General features: G+C 51.3%; 20 protein-coding genes. 14 read left to right on the top strand and 6 right to left on the bottom strand.

Going from position 1 to position 24,423, the window contains the following annotated elements; all coding sequences use genetic code 11:
* The first annotated feature begins 105 nt into the window (after positions 1-105).
* Positions 106-954, top strand: a complete 849-nt coding sequence (locus SE18_RS22185) for a glycosyltransferase (RefSeq protein WP_054536658.1) — start codon at positions 106-108, stop codon at positions 952-954.
* Positions 951-2,051, top strand: a complete 1,101-nt coding sequence (locus SE18_RS22180) for a glycosyltransferase family 4 protein (RefSeq protein WP_054536657.1) — start codon at positions 951-953, stop codon at positions 2,049-2,051. The genes SE18_RS22185 and SE18_RS22180 overlap by 4 nt, the downstream gene beginning before the upstream one ends.
* Here the strand turns inward: SE18_RS22180 and SE18_RS22175 are convergent.
* Genes SE18_RS22175 through SE18_RS22165 form a run of 3 tightly spaced genes read right to left on the bottom strand, consistent with a single transcriptional unit; the run spans position 2,037 to position 4,634 of the window.
* Positions 2,037-2,630, bottom strand: coding sequence for a histidine phosphatase family protein (locus tag SE18_RS22175; RefSeq protein ID WP_054536656.1), 594 nt, complete (start codon positions 2,628-2,630; stop codon positions 2,037-2,039). The two genes, SE18_RS22180 and SE18_RS22175, sit on opposite strands and share 15 nt — an antisense overlap.
* 22 nt (positions 2,631-2,652) lie before the next feature.
* On the bottom strand, positions 2,653-4,071 hold the full coding sequence (locus SE18_RS22170; RefSeq protein WP_054536655.1) for a hypothetical protein: 1,419 nt from the start codon (positions 4,069-4,071) through the stop codon (positions 2,653-2,655).
* A 35-nt stretch (positions 4,072-4,106) separates the two neighbouring features.
* Entirely contained in the window at positions 4,107-4,634 is a 528-nt protein-coding gene (locus SE18_RS22165; RefSeq protein ID WP_054536654.1) for a VTT domain-containing protein, read from the bottom strand.
* A gap of 641 nt (positions 4,635-5,275) precedes the next feature.
* Here SE18_RS22165 and SE18_RS22155 point away from each other — a divergent pair.
* From SE18_RS22155 to SE18_RS22130, 6 genes are all read left to right on the top strand, one after another.
* On the top strand, positions 5,276-7,675 hold the full coding sequence (locus SE18_RS22155) for a hypothetical protein (protein ID WP_054536652.1): 2,400 nt from the start codon (positions 5,276-5,278) through the stop codon (positions 7,673-7,675).
* Positions 7,676-8,171: 496 nt separating this feature from the next.
* Positions 8,172-10,394, top strand: a complete 2,223-nt coding sequence (locus SE18_RS22150; RefSeq protein ID WP_054536651.1) for a protein kinase domain-containing protein — start codon at positions 8,172-8,174, stop codon at positions 10,392-10,394.
* A gap of 58 nt (positions 10,395-10,452) precedes the next feature.
* Positions 10,453-11,352 (top strand): amidohydrolase family protein, encoded by a 900-nt coding sequence (locus SE18_RS22145; RefSeq protein ID WP_054536650.1) that lies wholly within the window; start codon positions 10,453-10,455, stop codon positions 11,350-11,352.
* A gap of 240 nt (positions 11,353-11,592) precedes the next feature.
* Positions 11,593-12,309 carry a thioredoxin gene (trxA, locus tag SE18_RS26955; protein WP_083470081.1) on the top strand — a complete coding sequence of 239 codons (717 nt, stop codon included), beginning with the start codon at positions 11,593-11,595 and terminating at the stop codon, positions 12,307-12,309.
* An 85-nt stretch (positions 12,310-12,394) separates the two neighbouring features.
* On the top strand, positions 12,395-12,619 hold the full coding sequence (locus tag SE18_RS22135; protein WP_054536649.1) for an MbtH family protein: 225 nt from the start codon (positions 12,395-12,397) through the stop codon (positions 12,617-12,619).
* A gap of 80 nt (positions 12,620-12,699) precedes the next feature.
* Positions 12,700-13,551: a hypothetical protein gene (locus tag SE18_RS22130; protein WP_054536648.1), complete on the top strand. Its 852-nt coding sequence runs from the start codon at positions 12,700-12,702 to the stop codon at positions 13,549-13,551.
* A 63-nt stretch (positions 13,552-13,614) separates the two neighbouring features.
* Here SE18_RS22130 and SE18_RS22125 read toward each other — a convergent pair whose 3' ends face one another.
* Both SE18_RS22125 and SE18_RS22120 read right to left on the bottom strand, forming a co-directional pair.
* Positions 13,615-16,083, bottom strand: coding sequence for an ATP-dependent Clp protease ATP-binding subunit (locus SE18_RS22125; protein WP_054536647.1), 2,469 nt, complete (start codon positions 16,081-16,083; stop codon positions 13,615-13,617).
* Between the two features lie 78 nt (positions 16,084-16,161).
* Complete coding sequence (locus tag SE18_RS22120; protein WP_054536646.1) at positions 16,162-17,166, bottom strand: DnaJ C-terminal domain-containing protein; 1,005 nt, start codon at positions 17,164-17,166, stop codon at positions 16,162-16,164.
* Positions 17,167-17,688: 522 nt separating this feature from the next.
* On the opposite strand from SE18_RS22120, the gene SE18_RS22115 reads away from it, so the two are divergent.
* Positions 17,689-18,150: an ABA4-like family protein gene (locus tag SE18_RS22115; RefSeq protein ID WP_054536645.1), complete on the top strand. Its 462-nt coding sequence runs from the start codon at positions 17,689-17,691 to the stop codon at positions 18,148-18,150.
* 10 nt (positions 18,151-18,160) lie between these two features.
* Complete coding sequence (locus SE18_RS22110; RefSeq protein ID WP_054536644.1) at positions 18,161-19,150, top strand: hypothetical protein; 990 nt, start codon at positions 18,161-18,163, stop codon at positions 19,148-19,150.
* Positions 19,151-19,387: 237 nt separating this feature from the next.
* Here SE18_RS22110 and SE18_RS22105 read toward each other — a convergent pair whose 3' ends face one another.
* Positions 19,388-20,845: a catalase gene (locus SE18_RS22105; protein WP_054536643.1), complete on the bottom strand. Its 1,458-nt coding sequence runs from the start codon at positions 20,843-20,845 to the stop codon at positions 19,388-19,390.
* A gap of 174 nt (positions 20,846-21,019) precedes the next feature.
* On the opposite strand from SE18_RS22105, the gene SE18_RS22100 reads away from it, so the two are divergent.
* The 4 genes from SE18_RS22100 (at position 21,020) to SE18_RS22085 (ending at position 24,137) form a co-directional block, all read left to right on the top strand.
* A complete protein-coding gene (locus SE18_RS22100; RefSeq protein WP_054536642.1) occupies positions 21,020-21,928 on the top strand; it encodes a LysR family transcriptional regulator in 909 nt (302 codons plus the stop codon).
* Positions 21,929-22,131: 203 nt separating this feature from the next.
* The gene (locus SE18_RS22095; protein ID WP_054536641.1) at positions 22,132-22,797 is read left to right on the top strand and encodes an SIMPL domain-containing protein; all 666 of its coding nucleotides are present in this window, start codon (positions 22,132-22,134) and stop codon (positions 22,795-22,797) included.
* Positions 22,798-22,897: 100 nt separating this feature from the next.
* Positions 22,898-23,314, top strand: a complete 417-nt coding sequence (locus SE18_RS22090) for a CBS domain-containing protein (RefSeq protein WP_054536640.1) — start codon at positions 22,898-22,900, stop codon at positions 23,312-23,314.
* Positions 23,315-23,573: 259 nt separating this feature from the next.
* Complete coding sequence (locus SE18_RS22085; protein WP_054536639.1) at positions 23,574-24,137, top strand: Uma2 family endonuclease; 564 nt, start codon at positions 23,574-23,576, stop codon at positions 24,135-24,137.
* The last annotated feature ends 286 nt before the right edge of the window (positions 24,138-24,423 follow it).

Below are 24,423 nucleotides of genomic sequence, written 5' to 3'. Positions count from 1 at the left end.
CATTATAGAGGGTTCTGGCAACAAAACAACGGCCTAGCAGCAGGGATTTCTGAGCGACGTGGTATATTAATCGCAGATTGAATTGGCTAGCTGAATGGATGATCTGTGAGCGAAATTCCCCAAATTGCGGTGGTTATTCCGGCCTTGAATGGCGAAATTAGCGCCTTGCGAGCTTCGCTGGCTCGCCAAACATGGCAGCCAAGCCAAATCGAGGTTGCGGTTGGGGTGCGGCCCAACGGCAAGGCGCGCAATACAGCAACTCTGCGCACCAACGCGCCCTATGTGGTGTTTATTGATGATGATGCAGTGCTGGCCAATGACGATGCACTTGAGCAATTGGTCAAGCCGTTGCTCAGCGACCAAACGCTTGGGGTGACGGGCGCAGCCAAGCTCTTGCCACCAGATGCTTCAGCGTTTCAGCGTTGGGTCGCGCGCGAAGTGCCCCGCATTGAGCATGCCGTCGTGCAAACGCCGCTGGAGAGCAATCCCGATCCGCCTTCATTTTATTGCGAACTAACCACAACCTGCTGTGCAATGCGCCGCGCGGTGTACGACGAGGTTGGCGGCTTCAACAACGAGTTAATTCGCGGCGTGGATACTGAGTTTTTTACCCGGGTGCGGCGGGCTGGCTATCGCTTTATTTTGGTGCCAAATACCTGGACGTGGCATCCGGCTCCGGCTAATTTGTGGGCTTTATTGCGCAAACATTGGTTGTATGGGCTTGGCCATGCCCAAGAGGTGCGGCGCGATCCAGCGCGCGGGCGTGGGCGCGTGCTCAAAACACCGTTGCATGCGCTGGCCTATTGGTTGCTGCGCACACTGATTTTGCCCATTAATATCTTCTTGCCCTACTCGTTTGCAGCGCCATCGTGGCGACCAAGCTTCAAGCCGCTCAAGGCATTAACCAGCTATGTCGGGGCGTTGGGCTATATTTGGGGATGGTATCGGGCATGAAGCAAGCAACGATTGCGCTTGATCTACGGGTGTTGGATGATCACTTTCCTGGGATTGGGCGCTTTACCTATGATCTGACCTTGGCGTTGTTGCAAACGCCACTCGCCAAGCAGCTGCATCTGGTTTTGACCCATCAACCTCAAACCCAATTTGATCTGCAACCAATCTTGCGGCACTCGGCAATTTCGCGGGTGCAGCATGGCTTGTTTGGTTTGGGCCAACATGGCGAGTGGCGCAGCTTGCTGCGTGAAATTAATGCCGAGCTGGTAATTTTTCCGTATTATATTCGCCCGTTGTTTCAGCCTTGCCCCAGCATCACGTTCATTTACGATACGATTTCGTGGCGCGTGTCAGCAAGTTTTAGCCGCAGCAAGCGTTGGCAAATCGCCGCCTTGCATCATCTGGCAATTCAGCAATCAGCAGCGATTGGCACGATTTCGCATTCAGCAGCTAGCGATATTGCCCAATTTTATAGCGTTAATCCGCAGCGTTTGGCCTATTTGGGCGTGGGAATTGCCGAGCAATTTCAGCCTCAGTCAGCAGCAAATATCGCGGCGTTACGCGCCAAATATGGCCTACCAGAGCGCTATATCGTCTATGTTGCTTCCGACAAACCACATAAGCAAATCGATTTTTTGTTGCAGGCATGGCAAGTTGCCCAAACTGGCGAGGTTGGTTTAGTGCTTGGTGGGCGTTGGCGCAACCCAGCCAGCGAGCAATTGCTGGCGAATCCCAGCTTGCATGGCCGAGTTTGGCGGATTGCCGATGTGCCAGAGGCCGATTTAGCAGCGTTGTATAGTGGCGCGTTGGCGCTGGCCTTTCCTTCGTTGTATGAAGGCTTTGGCTTACCAGCACTCGAAGCAATTGCCTGTGGCACGCCAGTGTTGGCCCAAAACAGCTCATCGTTGCCAGAAGCAGTTGGCGCGGCAGGCTGTTTATTGCCAAACGAGCAAGCGGCGTGGGTCGCAGCCTTGGAGCGCATCTGCCATGATCCGGCGTGGCAACACGATTTGGCGGCTCAAGCCAACGCTCAAGCCGCCAAATTTAGCTGGTCGCAGGTTGCCCAACGCTTATTGAAGCTGTTAAATACTCTCTAATTCGGAGATACCTGCATTCTCGGTGCTGCGGCGCACAATTCGCCAGCCGCCATGGCGTTGCAAATAGCGCAGCGTCATCCAAATAAAGGCGCGATGGGCAACCACGACCGCGCGGGTGCTTGGCGACCATTGTTCAAGCATCGTATTCCAGGCTTTGATCACGCGGCGCTGCGCCACCCACCACGTTTCGCCCCACAGTGGGCGATGCGGAATCAGCTGCGAAAGATAGCCTCGAATATACATTGTGCGCAACAGTCGCACGCGCTCGCGGCGCAGCAAAAATGGCACAATCGCGCTAATCTCGTGCAATTCGTTGATAGTCTGAATTGGCAGCCCAACCCGTGCCGCAATAATTTGGGCCGTATCGAAGGCCCGAATATACGGGCTGCTATACAAACGGGTGGGATTGAATGCGGCTATTTCTTCTGCGACATTTGCCGCCTGCTCGCGACCCAAGGCAGTTAATGGTGAATGCTGGGCATGCTCCAATAACTGCCGAAAATCCTCTAGCCCAATTAAGCGTTTTAAATCAGCGGCATTTTCTGCCGATTGACCATGGCGCACCAGATAGACCCGCATGGTTCCCCCACAGGCTAAGCAACTATTCGCCAGTCGTTAATGGCGTGTATTGTTTATACATGAATGGGTCGGGAAATGCTAGTACATGAATATTGGGATCGATCATGCGCACGGTGCTGCTATTGGTTGGATAGCCATCAAAATTAAAGACGTTCAAGCCGCTAGCAAACTCGCTCATGCCAACCGAAGTCATGGTTTTGTCGTCGCCTTGGCCGCCAACCATGCGGAACAAGGTCAGATCGCTGGTGCGGGTGCTGCCCAAAAGCACGTTGGTGTTGGCCCGCAAACGAGTGCGCACTTGTGGCTCGCCATTTTGTTGACCAACCGTCACATTGCCCACCACAATCCCACGAGTGAACCCAGACGTAGTCAGGAGACAATTGGCCCACGAGCTAAATTCGCCATTGCTGAAGAAGCTGCTTGAATCGTTCATGCTGGTACAGGTGCGGAAGTTGCTGCCACTAGGGAAGGCCAAAACCACCAAACTTGAGCGCGAAAGATAGGCTTGATCGCTGCCGCTGCCATTGCCGAGAAAATTGATCGTATGGTTGCCAGCGGTCAAATTAAAGGTTGCAGCAATTGAAGTTGAAATATCGTTGCCATCGATTTGCTCGTTGTTTGGCTCTAAACTATCAACATCAACATAGCGATCGGTGCGTACATCGCCGGTTGTAGCCTCGTCAACGCCCAAGCGAAATTGCAACGCCACCTCGTTGCCAGGAATTGGCAAGGCCGAGCCATCGGCGCTGACAAAGACGGTGCTATTGCTTGGCAAATTGAAACTACAGGCCCGAATCACACTTGATGCAGGCGTTGCGCGCCAAACCCCAAGCCCCGTGTCGCTAGCACAAACTTGAATATTGGCCGAGTTGGTTGGGAAGGCCAAAACGGTTAATTGCGCGTTATTCAAGGTCAGAGGGCCATAGCCAACAAAGCCGCCAACCAAACTCAGCGTATGCACGCCAGCGCTGGCAGTAAACACGGTGGTGCTGGCAAAAATGCTGGTTTCGCCAGTGTTGAGTTGGCCCAGCGCATACACATTGCCCCAACGATTGCTACTTTCGCGCAACACGCCATCGAGGGTCAGGCCAATCCGGCCTTCGTAGGTATTGGTGACAACGTTGGTTTGCATGCTGAAGCTGCCAGTTGCCATCACAAAAATCATGGCCGCTTCGGGGACATAAATTTCACAATTGAGCGCAGGAGTATCATCGCGGACGCTGCTTTGCCAATTTTCGGCGCTTGCAGCACAGGGAACGAGCCATTCGCTGCCACCTTGCGGCGCTTGGCTACGCAAGGGTTCGCGCGTGCTGAGGCTTGGTTCGGGCCTAATTTTTGGCGATAGCGGTTGTTGCGCTTGGCTGGGCTGCACAGCCGTAGCTAATAACAAGGCCAACAAACCAAAAAGCCCTAGTGTACGAACCTGTAGCAAATGATGCACATGTTCCTCCCTTCCAAAAAAAGCTAACACTGGCATCACATTGTAGATTGACCGATCAGCGCAAGGATGGTAAAGCGCACGATTTTTCCAGCGCAGCAGGCCAGCAAAAATTTATACACTGGCATGCGGGCGATCCCTGCGGCTATGCCTGCAAAATCCATCAGTGGATTGGGGAGGGCTGCTAGCGCAAAAATGGCGAATGCTCCCCAGCGTTCAACGTAGCCTTGAATACGGGTAAAGCGTTGTTGTTGATCAAAAACGCTGCGACCTGCCCGCCCAGCAATATAGCCTGTCAATTCGCCGATGCCTGCACCCAACCCGCTGATAACTCCTACCAACCAGGGGTTGAGCGTGCGCCCAGCAGCCAAGGCGGTCATAAAGGCTGGCGCTGGCACAACTACGGTCGCATTGCCCAACAACACCAGCACAAAAACGCCCAGATAGCCATATTGGCCAAAATGGCGAAAATCGACCAGCAACAAGCCAATGCTGATGGCGATCATCAATCCAATTGTTAAGCTTGCGCGCAAACGGCTCGGTCGGGGTGCTGTTGGCGTTGTCATTGGCTGGCTCTTTCAATTCTAGCATTCATTACGCCGATTAAGCATAGTACTATCCATTGATCAACTGCTAGTTCTTAGGTGTATTGGGCGATTAAGCTTGGCTTCGCTCAGCATCAGTCTAGCATTTGCTTGCAGGATGTAGACCTTTAGCACGATAACAGCTTAATTTAGATTATTAATTATGGTAGCGAATCAGCCTATCGTACGGCCTTGCAGCAACTCAAACTTATCTAACCAATATGCTCTGCTCATTCAAACCAATGATCAACGATGACCCTTGAGTATCAGCAACACCGCCAACGGCCAACAGCGCAGCTATCTGCCATTCGTTGGGCGCTAACTGCGTAATAGCTATTTGCTGAAGGCTGTTGGCTATTGGTTTTTGATTTTCCAATCGTATTTCCGATAGCCCAAAGCCAATAGCCAACTCACCCATTCGTAGCAAAAATTATAAAACGCTCCTCATCCTTCATCCTTTCAGCGTGGGCTTTCAAAAAACGATAAAATATAGTAGGATTAGCATAACAGCGCAACGCGTCAAAACGGGCAACTTTTTAAGCTTTTGACAGCCTGCCTAGGCTCCTCTATCATAAGCATATTAATTTTTTTAGCCATTGGGCATGTGGTGTGGATGGGGTATCATGGATTCGCAGCAACAGTTTACCGCTGCCTCGCATTTGACTGCTGATAACTTGCGGAGTATTGCACGTTCAATCTCAATCAGTCAGGTGTCGCGGTTGTCGTTGCCGGAGATCGATGCCGTTGTTGACCAAATCTCGCGGGTCGTGCCAGCTGGCAATGTGCCTGGGGTTATTCTCAGTGGCATGGCCAAGCTCACAGGCCGTCGCCCTGCTGGCAATGTGATTAAACGCGATGTCAATTTGCTGTTTCGCGGCGTTGAGCAAGCGCTTGATCGAGCAGTGTTTAGCACCTTCTTTGCTGGGCCGGCTGCGGTTATTTGGGGCTATCAAAAGCTGCTCGAATTGGCAGGCAAAGATCCTCAAGATGCCTTTCCCGAAGGCACATGGCAATTTTATGTTGGCTATGCCTTGCGCGAAGATACCGCCCGCCACGCCAACGAAACCATCGGCTTCGATGAAACACTCAGCGATCATAACATTAATTTAACGCCGATCGACCGCATGACCGCTTGGGTCATGGCGGCAATTCATATTCTCCACAGCTACCCTGAATTGCTTGAAAATGAATGGCGCGAACGGGTTTCGTTGGCTTTGCTGCGCGATTTAACCAAGGTCAATCCTGAAACGCGCCAATTTGCCGACCTCTATAGCCAATGGGAACGCCAACGCCCCTATGGCCGTGGCCCAGATGTGCAATCGCAAGAGACCTACGCCAGCTATCGCAAACGAAAATTTGATGAATTTATGGCCGAATCGACCCGCGATTTGCCCAAAGAGCTGCGCGAACGCTGGGGCAAGCAATTTCAACGCGCCCGCGAAATTGCGCTGCCTGCCTATCAACGCCAAATGTCGTTGGCAGCCTACCTTGAACCCACGCCCTATAACGAAAATATGGTGGCCTTGCCGCGCCAAAGCTGGCATATTGGCTTAATCTTGCGTGGTCATTATTATTTGATTCCTGCCTGTGCACCCAATAGCACCCGCCCCAACGATGTGAGCAATGTGCGCAGCCAGATTGCCGCGCTACTTGCCAGCCCCGCCAATCATGCGCCAACCTCGTTGATTCCCTTGGCAACCACCAAGCGCGCAAGTTTGCCAAGCATTTTGGGCAAGCTGCGGCCTGAAACCAGCCAACAGCTCGAAGCGCTGCGCTGTGCGCCAATTTGGTTTAACGCAGATGGCCGCCCACGCCATTTGCCCTTGGCCGAAGTACGCCTAACCGAACGCGCGCTTGGCGACCACGGCTTGACCTTGATCGACACAGGCTCAAGTATGGTCTTTGACCAATCGCATATCTTTTTTGATGGCGCTTGGGGTTCAGCAGTCGCCGAAATTATGACCCTCGAAGCCTTGGCTTGGGCGGTCTATTTGCGCGGTCAACCAGCTCCAGTTGCGGGCACGGTGCGGCCATATGCACCAAATATCGAGCTAAATGAGGAAGAAAAGCAGATCTTAGCTGATAGCCCCAAAATCGTGGCCGAAGCCAGTGCCGAATCAATCGGGCTGGATTTGAAGAAAATATTGGATTTGCGCAAGCTCTTCAAGCAACGCAACGACCAAATTCGCATCACAGTTAATGATATTCTGGTGCTCTATCGCGCCATCCATGCTGTTTCCTACAAGCCAAATCCTGAGTTGCAGGCCTCGTTGCAAGAAGCAGCCAACGATCCGCAGCTCAAGCCAGCAGTTGAAGCAACAATCACGGCGTTTGAGGAATCGCTCAGCAATCCAGCGATTTTAATTCCGGTTGATGGCAGCATTCCCAACCCCAGCGATCGGCTACATCCCATGACCTTCGAGGTTCCACTCGAAGAACTTGAGATTACAAAGTTGCACGAACGAGCGTTGAGTTTGCTTGATCAGGCGCGCCAAGAGTGGCGAGCCGAAGTCTGGGATACCTTCGAGGCCACCCAAAAGCATTATTTGGCCACAATCGCTGGTTTTGGCGAGGTTTCAGCCCGCGCCAAAGATATTGCCCAATCGGGCGAAAGTACTTCGTCGGGAGCGTTGCGCTTGTTGGCGCATGTGCCAATGGCCTTGCAACGCTTGCTCGATGCGATTCCTGGCAAATTCGATGTGCTCAACGATTTGATCAAAGGCCGTGAAGTGCTTTCAAATGTTGGCGCGGTCGCCGACACCAGCTCGCTCTCGCGCTTTATTACCGCCAAAGACGATAACGAAAAGAAAACCTTGGCTTGGGGCGTCATTACCGATGCCAATGGCGTGATGCACGTTTCGCTACGCGACTTCCGCCCGCATGTTGGGCTGTTTATCAATGCCGGGCGACGCGACTTGGCGCGCCGGATTGCCAACGATTATCTTGAAAGCTATGTCAATGGTCTCAATCGCTTTATTAGCGAATTGACCAAAATCACCCAAGGCCGCCATAGTCGCCAGTAAAGAACATAGAGCAGAGAGCATAGAACATAGGGGATATGGTGCACAGAGAAAATTATGAAGGATGAAGGATGAGGGATGAAGAACACATAGCATAGAGCATAGGATTTGGGGATCAGGGGTCGGGGGCTAGGGATCAGGGATTAGGCTAATGAAATTGATTTGAAATGCCAACCATTGCTCCTATAGCCAAGAGCCATATCTCCTTCGTGGATCAATCTTTTTAACGCAGAGGCGCAGAGAAGCGAAGGATCAAGTTAAAACCCAAAGCCAATAGCCTGTGCTTCGCGCTCTTCGTGTTCTTCGCGGTTACAATGTTTCATGTCATTCGTGGCTAAAAACTATAGCCAATAGCCCAATCCCAATAATCTGTGCAATCGGTGGCAAAAAAACTTCGCGGTTACAATGCGTTATGGCATTACAACATTAGCAATATCTCTATCACACACTCGATCAAGCCGTTCTGCCTTTTGACTTTTGATTTTAAGCTTGGCACACTATGACTGATGATCTGCTTGGAAAACAACTCGCCAACTTTCGCATCGACCGAGTTCTAGGCCGTGGTGGCATGGGCTTGATCTACGTCGGCCACGATGTCAAGCTTGATCGGCCTGTGGCGATCAAGGTGATCGATGGGCGCTATCGTCAAGTGCCAAGCTACGCCGAGCGTTTTGTGCGCGAAGCTCGCGCCATCGCCACCTGGCGGCACGAAAATATCGTGCAAATCTACTACGCCGACGATACCGATAATCTCTATTATTTTGTGATGGAGTATATCGATGGCGTTGATCTTTCCAAAGTGCTCGCCCAATATACCAGCACCAGTAGCCTGTTGCCGCATAGCGCAGTGATGCACATTACCCGTAGTGTGGCCAGCGCACTCGATTATGCCCACAAAAAGGGCGTTATTCACCGCGACATCAAGCCCTCAAACATTATGGTTGCCCACGACCAACGAGTGGTGTTGATGGATTTTGGCTTGGCGCTCGATACCCAGCTTGGCTCGCAAGGCGAAGTTTTTGGCACTGCTCACTATATTGCGCCCGAACAGGCGCGCCGCTCATCCGATGCGATTCCGCAGTCGGATTTGTATGCCTTGGGCGTGATTTTGTATGAATTGTTGACTGGCTCGGTGCCGTTTGATGATCCATCGGCGACCAGCGTGGCCTTGCAACACATTACCCAAGCTCCGCCAGCGCCGCAAGAAAAAAACCCCAAGCTCAACGATGCAACGGCGGCGGTCTTGCTCAAAGCCTTGGCCAAAGCACCAGCAGAGCGCTTTCAAACGGGCGCAGATCTGATTGCGGCCCTAGAACAAGCCTTGGGTATCACAGGCAGTCATCAAATTACGGCGGCAGCAAATGTTGCGCCCGGCGTGCGCCCACCATCGCAGCCAGGAGCCTTGGGCTTTGCCACCTTCGACCCAGAAAAACCGTTGGAAGGCCAATATCTCGATGGCTATCGGGTTGAGGCCTTGCTTGGACGCGGCGGCATGGCCAACATCTTCCGTGGGGTTGATATACGGCTCAATCGCACGGTTGCGATTAAAGTTATCGACACGCCCTTCCGCAACGATCAAAGCTACGCCGAGCGCTTCAATCGCGAAGCCCAAGCCATCGCCCAGCTCGAACATCCCAACATTGTGCGGCTCTATCACTATGGCGATTCGTATGGCTTGCTGTATATGGTGATGGAGTATATCGAAGGCCAAAATCTGCACAAAGTGATTGAGCAGGTGCGAACCAGCGCCCAAGAATGGACACCCCGCACGCTGTGCCGCATGATTCGCGAAGTCTGCGCGGCGTTGGATTATGCGCATAGCAAAGGCGTCATCCATCGTGATGTCAAGCCATCGAACATTATGATCAACAAAGATGGGCGGGCGATTTTGGCCGACTTTGGCTTGGCCTTGTTGACCGAGGTTGGCACGCGCGGCGAGATTTTCGGCTCGCCACATTATGTCGCGCCAGAGCAAGCAATTTCCTCGGCCAAAGTTGTGCCCCAAACCGACCTCTACAGCTTGGGCGTGATTTTGTATGAGCTTTGGACGGGCCAAGTACCGTTTGACGATGCTGATCCGCTGGCGATTGCCATGCTGCATATGGCCGAGCCGCCCAAAGCGCCGCGCTCGATCAATCCAGCAATTTCGGCTCAACTAGAGGCCGTAATTCTCAAAATGCTGGCCAAAGATCCCAGCGAGCGCTTCCCAACTGGTTTGGATTTGGCAGAAGCCTTGGAAGCAGCCTTAGGCATTTCATCAACTGGCACTGGCGAATATGTGCGCAGCAAAATTACGCCCGTGCTTGACCAAGCAGTCAATAGCCCAAGCCAGCCAGCGATTTCAACCCCAACCCCAGTGGTTGTGGCGACTGAATCAACTGCGCCCAAAACTGCCAGCCAGCCAGTTGCCAACGTGCTGCCAGCAGAATCGTTGCCAACGCCGCCAACCCCCAGCAATAAGTATGAAAAAGCACCATCGGAGCCAACCAAACGGCGGGTGCAGCCCTTACCGCCAACGCCAGCAGCAGTGGCCAAAGCGCCAGAACCAACTAGCGCGCCAACCATGCCCATGCCGCCAGCAGATAATACCATTCGCGAAGCGCCAGCCCCACGCTTATATACCAACCGCCAGCAACGCAGCCGCTGGTTGTTTATGCTGATTGGTGCAATTGCTTTAATCACGTTTCTGGTTATTCTCTGGCAATTAGTCAGTATGATCTAGGCAGTATGGGCATTGGTGCTACTATGTTGAGCAGAATCGCAACTAGCTGGAGTGCTCAATGTATACCAATGCCCATACCCACTTAGAACTTAGCGCCTTGGCCGAGCTTTGCCCGACTGGCCAAGAATTTGGCGCATGGCTGCAAACGATGTTGGCACGGCGCATGCAGCTCGATAATGCCACCCTCGAACGCGGCATCCACAGCGCAATCGAACAGCTTCACCACAATCAAACCACCACGGTTGGCGATATTTCGGCCACCAGATTAAGCATTGGACCCTTGCTCAACAGTGGCTTGGCGGGCGTGGTCTACCTCGAAGTGCTTGGCTTTGATCCTGATGTAGCAAGCCAGCGGTTTAGCGCCGCTCAACGCGAAATCGACAGCTGGCGGCAGCGCGAAACCGCCATGAAAATTGGCCTCAGCATTCACGCGCCCTATAGTTGTGCGCCGTCGCTATTCGAGGCAGCGGCCCGTTGGTGTCAGGATGAAGCCTTGCCTTTAGCCATCCACATTGCTGAATCACCAGCAGAAGTGGCCTTTTTGCAGCAGGGAATTGGCGCATTACGCGAGCTAAATCGCCGCATTACGCCGCATATTGAGTGGCAAGCGCCCCAATGCTCGCCAATCGCCTATCTCGAACAGCTTGGCGTTTTGGAAGCCCAACCAGTCTTGATTCATGCTATCCAAGTCGATGCCGATGATCTAGCATTAATTGCCAAATATGATTGCGCTGTGGTGCATTGCCCACGTTCCAACCACAACCTCCTGTGTGGGCGCATGCCGCTTGAACAGATGCTTGCGCGCGGGATTCGAGTTGGTTTAGGCACCGATAGCCTCACCTCTGCTCAATCGCTGGATATGCGCGATGAAATTAGCTTTGCCCAGCAATTACACGCCTACAAAGTCGAGCCAGCCCTAATCGAGCAATTAGCAACGCAAGCTACCATTTTGAGCTAAGATTGACTACTTGACTAATCATAGAAGCTCTACGGTACTTCACAAATTGTCCTTTAGGGGGTCTGTGTCTCCCGCCTTGAGACGGGACGGAAGGGTGGTGATCACCAATGCTTGTTCACAACCGATCCAAATCTTAATAGATAAACCTTAGAGCTGAGGGCGTGAACATTGATAGATTGCTAATGCACCAGACCAGCGCAGCATGCTAAACTCAGAGCAGAAACAGCAAGGAGCTGAGCAATGACATTTTCAACCCCAATTCATACCAACGATCAAAGTTTCGAGCGCGTGCTCAAAACCGGCTATCCCTTGATGGTCGTCTGGAGCAGCAAAACCGACCAGCACAGCCAAGCCTTGGATAAAGTGCTCAATCTTTTGGCAATCCAATACGAAGGCCGCGCCCTGATCGTCAAAGTTAATCCTGAGGAAAATCCCAACTTAACCAAAGACTACAAGATTACGGCGCTACCAAGTATCGTTTTTATGCGCCAAACCGAAGAGCAAGGGCGTTGTGTTGGCGCGGTGAGCAAAGAGCAATTGCAACCAGTGCTTGAGGCCTTGGTCAATGGTCAAACCTTAGGCAATTTGCCGAATGCTGCCAGCACACCCATAACGCCTAGCGCTCCGGCGGCTGGTAGCTCCACGCCCGTGATCTTGACCGATGCCAATTTTGAGCAGACGATTCGCAACGGCCAAACCGTGCTGGTCGATTTTTGGGCCGCCTGGTGTGGGCCGTGTCGCGCCATTGCACCCTCAATCGAAGCGCTGGCCAAAGAGTTTGCAGGCCGTGCAGTGGTTGCAAAATTGAATGTTGATGAAAACCCACGCACAGCTCAACGCTTCAACATCCAAGGCATCCCAGCCTTGCTCGTATTCAAAGCTGGCAAGGTTGTCGAACAAGTTACTGGCGCCCAGCCATTGAATGCCTTGCGCCAAGTTTTGGCGCGCCATGCCTAATTTTGGCTCTTGCGAGCCGCTCAATTCATCTAGTAGAATGGATTGAATCCTATGCAAAGCCAGCTTAAGTGGAGGATCATCGACCATGGGTTGGAATGACGAAGAAGATCATACGATTTACAAAGTCGTAATCAATCATGAAGAACAATATTCGATTTGGCCAGCAGATCGCGAAAACCCATTGGGCTGGAATGATGCAGGCAAAAGCGGCACCAAAGCCGAATGTCTGGACTATATCAAAGAAGTCTGGACTGATATGCGGCCCTTGAGTTTGCGCAAAATGATGGATGAGCAAGCAAGCCAAGGCTAAACCGCTGCATAAAGTCACTCCCTGACACACCAAGCGACTATCCTACAAGGGTAGTCGTTTTTTGCTGCAAGGAGCCTGTGATGAGCCACAAGTTGCCAGCCTGGCACACCGAACTGCGCCGCAACCAAACTCTGCATCAATGGGGTTTTCGCTGGCATTCGCAACGCCGCTTGAGCCGCACGCCAGCCCGTAGCGATGGCTTGATCAGTTTGGGCACATGTCCGTCGCTCACAACCCGCCATGGCCGTGCCAGCCTCGTCTTTGATCCAAGCCAACCCCACGATCTATGGCTTGACTTCTGTAACGATCCCGACCAACCACGTTTGCACTGCGAACCGACGTTTGCCGCCTTGAGCGAAGTCTATCAACGCTATTTTCAGCGCTTCAATGGTCAGCCAAACAGCAATGGGATGCAGATGTTGGCCCAAGTGGTCCAATTGCGCGCGCAACTCAACACGGTTGGGCTTGACAGCATTTTAGGTGCTGGGTATCAACAATTTCAGCTTTTCTTGGGCTTGATCGACGAGGATGGAATTGTTGGCTTGGAAAATTCGATGGTGTTTAATCCGTGGCTAGACTTGCATCCCTTGGCCATAGATTCAGCCAGCGGCTGTGGCTATTCGCAATATCTCACAGCCTATTCTGGTTCGATCTTAACTATGGAGTTTAATCGCGATTACACTGCTGATGATGTTGCACTGTGTCTTGCCCGTATTGCCTATCAGCCAGTTGCTGAACAGGCGAACATCCAACGCTGGCAAATGCAAAATCCCGAATCGATTGCTGCCTGCTTGCCGCTTGATGTGCCGTTTGATGTCTTGGGCACGTTTCAGCATGCTGCTTGGGGTTGGTGGCAGACTGCCGAAGCAGCCCAAGCCTTGGCCGCAGCAGGCGATTCCAATGCGGCGATTATTGCTCATTTATTGGCCTAAAAAACACCAGCGGTTGAGAAACATCTTCTCAACCGCTGGCTGAAGCTGGTTTGGTGGTTTGGTTTAGGCCGAAAGTGGCTCAACCGGTTTGCTGCTGGTCATTTGCAATTGTTCACCTTTGTTGAAAATAATCACGCCATTTTCAACATCGACCTCGACCACATCGCCAGCGCTAAATTCGCCTTTGAGCAACGCCCGTGAAAGCGGCGTTTCGACCAAGCGTTGCAAGGTGCGGCGCAATGGGCGTGCCCCATACACTGGGTTGTAACCTTCTTGCACCAACAATTCCTTGGCGGCTGTGGTCAAATGCAAGCTAATTTGCAATTCGCTCAAGCGAGCAACAACCTCATTAGCCAAGACATCGATAATTCCCGTCAATTCGGCCATTTCCAATGGCTTGAACAGAATGATCTCATCGATCCGGTTTAAGAATTCAGGGCGGAAGGTGCGTTTCATAGCATCATCAACCCGTTTACGCACTTCACCAAGGTCAATTTTGTTCTCGCGGCGGAAGCCAATCGAGCCAGCCCGAATCTCATCAGTCCCCACATTCGAGGTCATAATGATCACGGTGTTGCGGAAATCGACGGTGCGGCCTTGCGCATCGGTCAGACGACCATCGTCAAGCACTTGCAGCAAGGCGTTGAACACATCGCCATGGGCTTTTTCAATCTCATCAAACAAAATGACTTGATATGGGCGGCGACGAATTGATTCGGTTAATTGGCCGCCTTCATCATAGCCAACATAGCCTGGAGGTGCACCAACCAAGCGCGAGACGGTATGCCGTTCTTGGTATTCCGACATATCGACGCGGGTCATGGCATCTTCATCATCAAAAAGGAAGGCTGCCAAGGCTTTGGCCAATTCGGTTTTACCAACCCCAGTTGGCCCGACAAAGATAAACGAGCCGATTGGGCGCTTGGGATCTTTGAGGCCCGAACGAGCGCGGCGAATCGCATCGGAAACCGCAGTCACGGCCTCGTGTTGACCAACAACCCGCGCATGCAACCGTTCTTCCATCTCGACCAACTTGAGTTTTTCGGTTTCGAGCATACGCTGTACCGGAATTCCCGTCCAGGTCGCGACGATAGTTGCAACGTCTTCTTCATCAACCACATCGTCGAGTTGGTTCGTTTCGAGCCATTGCTGACGCTCTAGCTGAAACTCGCTTTCCAAGGCCAAGGCTTCAGCTTTGAGAATCGCGGCGCGTTCGTAATCGCGCTGATTGCCAGCATCTTCCTCGCCACGATGCAAATCGCGAATTGCTTGTTGCTTGTCGCGCAGCTCTTTAGGCATCGAATAAATATCAATCCGCAGCTTGGCCGAGGCTTCGTCAATCAAGTCGATCGCCTTGTCGGGCAAGAAGCGATCGTTGATATAGCGGTGCGAGAGATTAGCGGCGGCCTTCAAGGCTGCATCGCTAATCGTCAAATTGTGATGTTCTTCGTAGCGGCGACGCAAGCCACGCAACATCTCGATGGTGGTTTCAACATCTGGCTCTTCAACATACACTGGCGAGAAACGTCGTTCTAAGGCTGCATCTTTTTCGATGTGTTTGCGATATTCATCGGTAGTCGTCGCGCCAACAGCTTGCATCTCGCCCCGCGCCAAGGCTGGCTTGAGCATATTCGAGGCATCGATTGAGCCAGCAGCCGAGCCAGCGCCAACCACGGTATGCAATTCATCGATAAAGACAATCACTTTGCCTTTAGCCGAGCGCACTTCATCCATCACTGCTTTGAGCCGTTCTTCAAACTCGCCACGGAATTTTGAGCCAGCGACCATACCAGCCAAATCGAGCGCCAAGACGCGGCGATTGCGCAACAGTTCTGGCACATCGCCATTGGCAATTCGTTGGGCGAGGCCTTCAGCGATGGCAGTTTTACCAACGCCAGTTTCGCCCACCAGCACAGGGTTATTCTTGCTGCGGCGGCTCAAAATCCGAATCACACGGGTAATTTCGCCATCGCGGCCAACCACCGGATCAAGCAAGCCTTGGGCTGCCAGCGCGGTCAAATCGGTGCTGTATTTTTCTAGCACTTCATAGCGGCTTTCAGCAGTTGGATCATCGGCGCGTTGCGAGCCACGAATCTCCATCAGAATTGCCAACAAGCGCTCAGTATCGATGCCAAAGCTCGCAAGAATGCGGGCCGAAGCACCTTCGCGTTCGCCAGCGATTGCAATCAACAAATGCTCAGTTGAGACATATTGATCGCCCATGCGCTCAGCTTCTTGCTCGGCGCGTTTGACCAAGCGTTGAGTGCGCGGCGTAACGTAGACGCTTTGCTGCGGATAGCCATAATTATAAACTTTGGGCGATTTATCAAGCTCGCGTTCGACACGGGCAATCACCGATTCAACATTGACACTAAGGCGACCCAAAACCCGCCCGGCAATCCCATCTGATTGGCGCAACAAAGCCAAGAAAATGTGTTCAACATCGAGCTGCGAGTGATGTTGTTCGTGCATCAACTCTTGGGCATGTTGAAACGCTTCTTGCGCTTTTTCGGTAAATCGTTCTAACTTCATATAAAAACCCTTTGTCAAAATCAAAAGTCAAAAGGCAGAAGTCAAAACTTTTTGCCTTTTGATTTTTGCCCTCTGACATTATTCGCTATCCCGTAGAGCCATCACCAATTCGCGCTGTTTGGGAGTCAGGCTAGTTGGTAGCACTGCCTGAACTTTGACCAGCAAATCGCCGCGAGTGTTTTGGTCGCGCAGGTTGGGCACGCCTTGGCCGCGCAAACGAAACACCTTGGCATTTTGGGTCTGTTCAGGCACCGTCAATGTTAATTGCTTCCCATCAGGCAATGGGACTTTTATTTTGCCACCAAGGATGAGGGTATGCCAATCGACTGCGAGATCGGTATGTAAATCGTTGCCTTTACGCTCGAAGCGGCTATCGGGCACGAGATTGACCACCAACATCAAATCGCCACGTTTGCCTTGATCGATGCCAGGGCTGCCTTCGCCAGCAACGCGAATGCGCGACCCTTGATCGACCCCGGCGGGAATGCGCACGTTGATGGTGCGGGTGCTTGTGCCGCTAACACCAGTACCGCCACAGGTTGGGCAAATACTACCACGGCTAGCCCCACTGCCACCACAACTGCTACACATTTCGGGCGCTTGTAATTGAATCGTGCGTTGGGTTCCACTGAGCACTTCAGCTAAAGTAACATCAATGGCTTGCTCAACATTTTGGCCGCGTTGTGGTCGGCGATTGCCATAGACCCCGCTGGTTTGGCGGCGGCTGGCATTGCCGAACAACATCTCGAAAAAATCGGAGAACTCACCGTTGGCGAAATCGCCGCCAAAGTTGCTACCAAAACCACCTGGTTGCGAGGCGTATTGATTCCAATTAAACCCCGAACCTGTACTTTGGGCGCGTCCCCAATCGGCACCGAAGCGATCGTACTTCTCTCGCTTGTCTTTGTCCGACACTACCTCATAGGCTTCGTTGATTTCTTTGAATTTACGTTCAGCTTCAGAATCGCCGGGATTGAGGTCTGGGTGATATTGACGCGCCAATTTCCGATAGGCTTTTTTGATTTCAGCTTCGGTTGCAGTTTTTGTTACTCCAAGAATCGTGTAGTAATCCTTGTAATCCATTACAACCCCTTCTAGTGCGAACTTCTGAACGTGAATTGATCATACGCCGCCCACCATGGCATGTCAAGATAATCAACCGTTAACCGCTAATTTCTAATATCCTGTTAGCAGTTAGGCCGATTACAACCGGCTTCCTTCAGCCTAACCCCACGCTCATCGCGCAAACGAATGGATTTTCAATGAATGCAAACCCACACATTTTAAGCTTATCGCACTATGCCTAGCATTCAACAATCGTCCTTTAGGGGATGCAGGGGGATTAAAGCCCCCTGCGTTTCCCTCCGGCGGAGGGACGGAAGGGTGGCGAACCTTGATCGATCGAAACCCACTTCCATGTTGAAAAACCACTATTCATGTCCATCCAATAGTACCAAGCCATGCTATGAATCGTCTAGCGTTATCAAGCGAGAATCACGCTAGTTCTTTCGGCATAAGCGGCCTAGGCCCAAATAGCCATCACAAGCAATATTGTGACCGCTAAACTAGCCAATAGTTAAGCAAGCTCAATACGCGGGAGGTGCTATGGTCGCTCAATTATTTTCACTCAGTAGTCTATTCGTAATGCCATTTTGGTTTTTGATGATTGTGCTGCCATTTTGGCAGTGGACGCAGCGCATCATTCAATCGCCATGGATTATTCTTGGCCCAGCCGTGATTTATGCGATTGTCTTGTTGCCAATTTTCGCCACCGTTTGGGCTGGCGTGAGCAACCCCACACTGCCTGGCATCATCGAATTAATCGGTAATGAAACTGGGGCAACCCTCAGTTGGTTGCATTTTCTGGCCTTTGATCTGTTTGTTGGGCGGTGGATCTATTTAGATAGCCGTGAACGCAACATTTTTGCTCCAATCACGAGTCTTATCCTCATCAGCGTCCTTATGGTCGGACCCGTCGGATTTTTGATCTATATGGTTGTGCGCACGATCCACGGTCTTGTTCGTTCAGCAAAAACCACCCCAATTGTTCAATCTGTAGCGAAATAAAGGAACAGCCATGACAACGACTGCTCAATTCCCAGAGGCTCGGCAGGCTATCCCAGGAGCGGGAGCGATTTTACGCCAATTTTGGGCTGCTAGCAAAGGCATGACCATCTTTTTTATCCTAAGTTGCTTTTTCGTAGTGCTGGCTTTGGCAGGGGTGATTGTTGACCCACGCGAGGTGCTTGGCCAACCAGTTTGGATGAAAAGCCTAAAATTTGCAATTTCGTTTGTGTTCTATGCCCCCACAGTGCTGTGGATGTTCAGTTATGTCAAAATTCGGCCCCGCTTGATGCGCTTTGTGCTGGATGCATGTGCTGCTGTGCTTACCATTGAAATTGGGTTGTTGGTCATCCAAGCCGTACGCGGCCAGCCCGTACATTTCAATGTGGCAACGCCGATTGATACAGCCATATGGAGTATCATGGGTACAACGATTATGATCTTCTATTTGATTAATATTGTTGGATTTGTGGTATTCCTGCGCCAAAAACCAGTTGCTGATCGCGCTTTTATGCTCAGCCTCAAGTTGGGTATGGGCTTGATGCTGATCGGCTTTGGGCTTGGCTTCTTGATGACTAACCCAACCCCTGATCAACTAGATGTGCTCAAAGCTGGCGGGACGTTGGCTGCCATGGGTGCACATACGGTTGGCGCAGCAGATGGCGGGCCTGGAATTGCGCTGATGGGCTGGAGCAGCGACCATGGCGATTTGCGGATCGCGCACTTTATTGGGATTCACGGCGCCCAAGTGTTGGCCTTGGTCGGCTGGTTGCTCTACACCGCCAAGCAACGTTTTAGCGACAAACAACGCTTGGCTTTGGTATGGGGTGCTGCGGTTGGCTACCTCGGTTTGGTTGCTAGTGTCACTGTGCAAGCATTGCGTGGTCAAGCGCTCTTTCAGCCAGATGCAATCACCCTCGGCTCATGGCTCGGGCTGGCAGTTGTAAGTATCTTGTTTGCTAGTGTTGTTATGAATAAAAAGAACATAGAACAGAGAGCATAGAACAAATAAAGGATGAGGGATGAAATTAAATAATTCGTGGAATTCGTGGCTAAAAACTTAACCTTCGCGCCTTTCGTGTTCTTCGCGGTTTCAGCCCTTCGTGCGCTTCGTGTTCTTCGCGGTTTCAGCCCTTCGTGGATCAAAAGGCTCTTGGCTTGGTAGATTTGCCGCTACTTCAGCCAAGAGCCTAAACTTTAACCCTCTGCGCCGCTGCGTTGAAAACTCAACACAGGCTACTTATGCTTCGAGGCTGCTGATATCGAGGCCCAAAGCTGCGGCAACCCCGCGACCATAGGCTGGGTCAGCTTTCAAGAAGTGGCCAATTTGGCGCAATTGAATAAATTCTGGCACACCTTGCATTGCTGCTGCAATGTTGTTGAACAACTGTTGTTGCTGATCAGCATTCATCAAGCGGAACAGATTGCCTGGTTGGGTGTAATCGTCGTTGCCATCGCGATGGTTGTAGCGATCGGCATCGCCGCTGATTTTTAGTGGTGGCTCAGCATAGCGTTGGTTTTCAACTGGGCCGCCAAAGCTGTTTGGCTCGTAGTTAACCGAACCGCCGCCATTGTTGTCGAAGCGCATTTGGCCATCGCGATGATAGGTGCTGACTCGTGAATGAGGCTTGTTGACTGGCAACGCAGCATAATTCACGCCAATCCGATAGCGGTGGGCATCTGCATACGACATAATCCGCGCTTGCAACATCTTATCGGGCGAGAAGCCAATGCCGGGCACGATGTTTGATGGCTCAAAAGCGGCTTGCTCGATTTCGGCAAAGTAGTTTTCTGGGTTGCGATTCAACTCCAAGGTGCCAACTTCGATCAATGGATAATCGGCGTGTGGCCAAACTTTGGTCAAATCGAATGGGTTAATGTGGTAGGTTTCAGCTTCGGCTTCGGGCATAATTTGCACGCACAGCTTCCAGCTGGGGAATTCGCCACGTTCGATCGCTTCGAACAAATCGCGTTGTGAGCTTTCGCGATCAACGCCAACCACTTCTGCTGCTTCGGCGTTTGTCCAATTCTTGATGCCTTGTTGACAACGGAAGTGAAATTTGACCCAAAAGCGTTCGTTTTGGGCGTTGATAAAGCTATACGTATGGCTGCCGAAGCCATGGACAAAGCGATAGCTAATTGGCAAGCCGCGATCGCTAAACAAGATGGTTACTTGGTGCAAGCTCTCAGGCGAGAGCGACCAGAAATCCCACATTGATTGGGGCGAGCGCATATTGGTTTTGGGGTTGCGCTTTTGGGTATGAATAAAATCGCTAAATTTCATTGGGTCGCGCACAAAGAACACTGGCGTGTTGTTGCCAACCACATCCCAGTTGCCTTCGTCGGTGTAGAACTTGACCGCAAAACCGCGCACATCACGTTCTGCATCAGCAGCGCCATGTTCGCCAGCAACGGTCGAGAAGCGCAGCAAGACTGGAGTTTGCTTGCCAACTTCACCAAAGATCGCAGCCTTGGAATATGCCGTTACATCATTGGTAACAGTAAACGTCCCAAATGCGCCCGAACCTTTAGCGTGGACGACCCGTTCTGGCACCCGTTCGCGGTTGAAGGTAGCCATTTTTTCCAACAGTTGAAAATCTTGCATCAACAGTGGGCCACGGGGACCAGCCGTCAATGAATTTTGATTGTCGGCAATCGGCGCACCATGGGCGGTCGTCAGTTGTTCTTGCTCATCCATTCGAACAAATCTCCTAAGGTAATCTGAGAAAACGGGGTGCTCGCCTATGTGGGCACAAAGCGAGCAAACGAACAGGTGCAGTAGTTGGTCGAAACCAAGCATGCCCCCATACTGTATGCTATTATAGCTATAGTTGCAAGATCTTATTAACTATACATTCTATAGGCAACAACTATGGAAATTCATCAATTGCTCTATTTTGTGGCCGTAGCTGAAACTGGTGGTTTTAGCCGTGCCGCCCAACGTTGTGCAGTCAGCCAGCCTTCGCTCAGCCAACAAATTATCAAATTGGAGCATGAGCTTGGTCAAAGCCTGTTTGAACGCTTAGGTCGCACGATTCGGCTCACCACTGCTGGCCAAGCCTTGCTGCCCCAAGCTCAACAATTGCTCGCGCAATGGCGTTCAATCAAGCAGCATGTGAGCGATAGCGTTGAGCAACATGTCTGTCGTTTGGCGCTGGGCATTATCCCAACTATCGCGCAGCACTTTTTTCCTCATGGGAGCGCTGCTTTTCAACAGCATTATCCGCGCACAACATTAACCATAGTTGAACATACGACGAGCCAATTATTAATCCAGCTGATCGACTACAGCTTAGATTTGATTATTGCTAGCGCGCCGATTGAGCATCCGTTGCTGCAAATTGAGTCATTATTTCATGAACCCTTGCTGGTTGCTTTGCCCACTACCCACGCCTACGCGCAACGTTCAGCTTTGCAATTAAATGATTTATATCACATGCCGCTGCTGGCGTTACACGACGACCATTGTTTGAGCCAGCAAGTCGATGCCTTTTGCTACGAACAACATTTGGAGCCACAGATTGTTGGCAGGTTCACCAATTTAGCCACCATCCAACGCTGTGTTGCTGCTGGTTTGGGCATGGCGTTTGTGCCGCAATCGTTGGCCCAAACAGAACCGCATCCAAATGTAGTTTATCGGCGCTTGGTCGAGGCCCAGCCCCACCGCAGAATCGTCGCCGCATGGCATCATCAACGCCCTCCAAGCAATAGTGTGCTCGCTTTGCTGAAAACAAACCTTGTACAAAGTCAAAAGGCAGAAATCAAAAGTCAAAATAGTTAACGCAGCGGCGCAAAGAACCGATGGCTATGGGCTGTTGGCTATGGGCTTTTGGGGTGGAGCATCAAAATCAAGCTAATCTGTGTAATCTGTGGCTAAAAAATGATTATTCGTGCAATTCGTGCAATTCGTGGCTAAATATACCCTTCGTGTTCTTCGCGGTTTCAACCCTTCGTATCCTTCGTGGATCAATCAAGGAGCTGTTTATGGAACCAAACCTTTTAAATGTGAGCAGCAGTTATCGCCAACTGATTGACGCTAATCGTGCGGAAATAACCGTGCGGATCAAAGGCTCGTCGGTGATTAGCAACAATACCGCCTTGGAAAAAGCCAAAGAAGTGCGTCAATTGGTCGAAGCCTTGACCAGCTACGGCTTGGACAAGACGGCCATCCAACTCCAAAGCGTGGTGGCGGAGGTGAATAATGGGGTGTTGTTGCGTAGTTCCAGCGCCACCTATAGCCTATTAATTCGCTGCGACGATTTGGAGCAACTGCCCGATCTGCTTGGGATTATCACCAGCCAAAAACAAGCAAGCCTCGAAAACGTCAGTTGGGGCTTTCCCGATGATCCAGCAATGATCAATACATGGGTACAAGCTGCGCTGGAATTAGCCAAAGCCAAGGCCAAAGCGATGGCCCAAACCCTTGGCGTGCGGATTATAGGCGTGCATCGGGTTGATGATCAATATGGCAGTGAACACCATCCGTATGCCCAAGATGCCGAATTTCGTAAATCGGCTAGTTTCATGCGGAGTGGCGGCAGTGGAATCAGCAAAGACAGCCTAGGCCTTGCTATGATTCATCGCAAACAGATCGAAGTCAAGGTCCAAGTTGCTTTTATCATCAGCCAAGATGAGAATTTTTCGATTTAGCGAATATTCGCTAAAAACTACTTGATAATGCAGTGCGTCATGCTATAATAGCCAACAATCGAACCTCGGCCAACCCTCAGAAATGCAAAGGAGCATGGCAATGACTGCTCAATTAACCGTTGGCGATACCATGAACGCAGCCGTAATCTCCTGTCGTACCGAAACCAGTTTGCGTGAGGCGATCACGCTGCTGCAAAGCAATCGCATTCAAGCCTTGGTTGTGGTTGATGGCCCTGGTTCTTTAGCGGGGGTCTTTTCGCAAACCGATGCGCTGGGCGCATGGAGTCGTGGCCTCGATTATGAGCGCTCGATGGCTAGCCCAGTTGGCGAGTTTATGACCCGCGATGTGATTACCTGTATGCCCCATGTTGATCTGAGCCGCGCCGCCAAGCTGCTAACCAACAACCGAATTCATCGTTTGGTGGTGGTTGAGGAGCGCAACGATGGCCGAGTTTGGCCAATCGGCGTGCTTTCACAAACCGATATTGTGCGCAAATTGGGCCAAGAAGGCCACTAAACTAGGTCAAAAGTCAAAAGTCAAAAGTCAGAATATTAGACGAGAGGCATGCAGGAGAGATTAGGAACTACATTTTTAACCGCGAAGAGCGCGAAGGATCGCTACGATCAGTTACTTCGTGCTCTTTGCGCCCTTCGCGGTTTAAACCTTCGTGTAACTTCGTGTTCTTCGTGGATCAAGCCTTCCGCTTCCCAACAACCAACCCTCAAAGCCATGTGCTATGATGCAAGGGCGATTGAATTTAGTGGATGGCGAGTGTATGAGTGCCGAATCAATTAGCCCAATGACAATTGAGGAATATTTGGCTGGTGAGCGAACCAGCCCTACCAAACATGAATTTTTGAATGGGCTGGTTTATGCCTTGGCTGGCGCGAGCCGCAACCATAATCTGATTGTGGCCAATTTGATTGCTGAATTGCATAGCCAGTTAAAGCAACGTTCTTGTACAGTTTTCCCCAGCGATCTCCGCATCAAAATCTCGGCTACAGGCTTGTATACCTATCCTGATGTCTCGGTTGTGTGTGGCGAAACCTGGTTTGACGATAGCCATCAAGATACCTTGCTCAACCCCACGCTGATTATTGAAGTGCTTTCACCCTCAACTGAGCACTATGACCGGGGCCGAAAATTTCAGCATTATCGCCAAATTCCATCGTTACGCGAATATCTCTTAGTTTCGCAAGATCCCTATCATATTGAGCATTATAGTCGTCAGGCAGCCAATCAATGGCTTTTAAGCGAAATCAACGATCCGCAAGCGGTGCTGGAATTACGCTCAATTCAATGTATGCTTACGGTGCAAGAAGTTTATGCCAAAATTTAGAACATAGAACAAAGAGCATAGAGCATAGTTATTGAGGATTCAGGGGCTAGGGGTCAGGAAGCAGGGACGAGGCTATCGGAATAGTATTTGGTGGCTAAAAAGGCTCGCTTTTACCGCAGAGGCGCAGAGCCACGAAATTATGAAGGATGAGGGATGAGGGATGAAGTTAAAAGCCTAATTCTCCGAATCTGTGCCAAGCTGTGGCTAAACATACCTTCGCGTTCTTCGTGTCCTTCGTGGCCCTTCCTGGATCAATTAATCCTTATCAATTCCTCTGGCTGCTATT

Origin of the sequence: Herpetosiphon geysericola, from assembly GCF_001306135.1 — a bacterium.
GTDB lineage: Bacteria > Chloroflexota > Chloroflexia > Chloroflexales > Herpetosiphonaceae > Herpetosiphon > Herpetosiphon geysericola.
This window is presented reverse-complemented; position numbering and strand designations above follow the sequence as displayed.